Source organism: Metabacillus arenae (assembly GCF_014773385.1).
GTDB lineage: Bacteria > Bacillota > Bacilli > Bacillales > Bacillaceae > Metabacillus_D > Metabacillus_D arenae.
The window spans coordinates 1-1,534 of sequence record NZ_JACXAI010000079.1; the positions used below are offsets into that span (position 1 = coordinate 1).

Here is a 1,534-nt window from a genome sequence, read left to right on the forward strand (position 1 = left end):
CTTTTTAGACCCCTTAATCATTTAGACACGAAATATTAAAAAAAGTAAACTATGACTAAGCTGATAAGTATCTAAGTGATGGAGGTCTATTAAGGTGCCAAATAAGAAAATTGAAGTAATAGAGGATGTAAAAAAGAAGTATGTTCGAATTGCTTTAGAAACAGGCAATATGACTTCAACTGCGAGAAAAGCTGGAATAACACGGGAAACCCTTCGAAAATGGATGAGAGAATACGAAGATGAAATACAAGAAGTGATGGTAAAGGAAGGAACAACTACTTTATCCGAAAATCCTACAAAGGATGAACTAAAAGAAAAGTATGAACAGGCCATGAAGCTGCTTGGAGAGAAAGAATTAGAGGTCGCAATGTTAAAAAATCTATTAAAAAAAAGCGAATTTCAATAGAGGATCGTCTGAGTGAAGTAGAACTTTGGGTTCAAGAAGGATTCCCAATAAAACATGTGACGAAAGCAGTGGAGGTGCAACGTTCCTTGTATTATTATCATAAAAATAAGGAAGAAAAAGACCAGAAAGTAAAAAGAGGACGTCCTAGTCCTGGTTATTCCATAACGGTATCAGGAGAAATGATTTCTGATGAACAAATAGAAGAATACTTAATGGAGGCAGTCGAAGGTGAGGAAGGTATTTATGGATACCATAAACTAACAAAATATTTAAGGGAAAAACATAAGCTTAAAATAAATCATAAGAAAGTTTATCGATTGTGCGATGAATTAGATATACTATTGCCGAGAAGAAGGGCAACGTCCTTCCCAAGAAGGTTGGCAAAACAGCATTTTATCAATGGTCCTAATCAACTTTGGCAGGTAGATATAAAATATGGATCTATAAAGGATACCAGATATTTTTTCTTCTTGGCGTGTGCAATTGATGTGTTTGATCGATGTATTGTCGGTTATTATCGTGGGCCGGTGTGTAAAGCCGGGAATATAACGAAAATGCTTCAAGAAGCACTCATAAGGAGGCGAATACACTTACCTCAAACCGAGGAAGAGTATAATATCATTATCCGCACGGATAATGGGCCACAATTTACTAGCCAAGCATTCGGGAAGTTTTGTCAGCACCATAAAGTCTATCATGAACGAATTCCACCTAATTCGCCCAATTTGAATGCCTATATTGAGTCTTTTCATAGTGTGATTGAAAGAGAATGTTATCAACGATATACGTTTGACTGTTTTGATGAAGCATACTTTCGAATTGATGAATATATTGATTTTTACAATTATCGACGTTATCACGGAAGCTTAAATTATATGTCGCCAATCCAGTTCAATGAGTATTACAAAGAGACGGGATTTCTAGAAGACATGGCGATTAGCTTATAGCTAAGCAGAGAAGCTCCTTCTTCACCTAAACAACCCGCAGATGATGGAACGAAAGGGTCAAGCGTACTTGGCTTGACGCTGAAGTGACATCATCTACAATCTCAAAGGTGAAGAAGAAAATGAAATATTGCGATAAACAAAGAAAATAAAAGTTTGTGTCTAAAATAAGGGGTCTAAACCG

The 1,534-nt window shown here is 36.2% G+C and carries 2 protein-coding genes; both read left to right on the forward strand.

Annotation, left to right across the window (positions count from 1 at the left end):
- The first annotated feature begins 94 nt into the window (after nucleotides 1–94).
- Nucleotides 95–406 (forward strand): transposase, encoded by a 312-nt coding sequence (locus IC621_RS26205; RefSeq protein ID WP_191162974.1) that lies wholly within the window; start codon nucleotides 95–97, stop codon nucleotides 404–406.
- A 47-nt stretch (nucleotides 407–453) separates the two neighbouring features.
- Nucleotides 454–1,353: an IS3 family transposase gene (locus tag IC621_RS26210; protein WP_318153129.1), complete on the forward strand. Its 900-nt coding sequence runs from the start codon at nucleotides 454–456 to the stop codon at nucleotides 1,351–1,353.
- Nucleotides 1,354–1,534 lie beyond the last annotated feature (181 nt).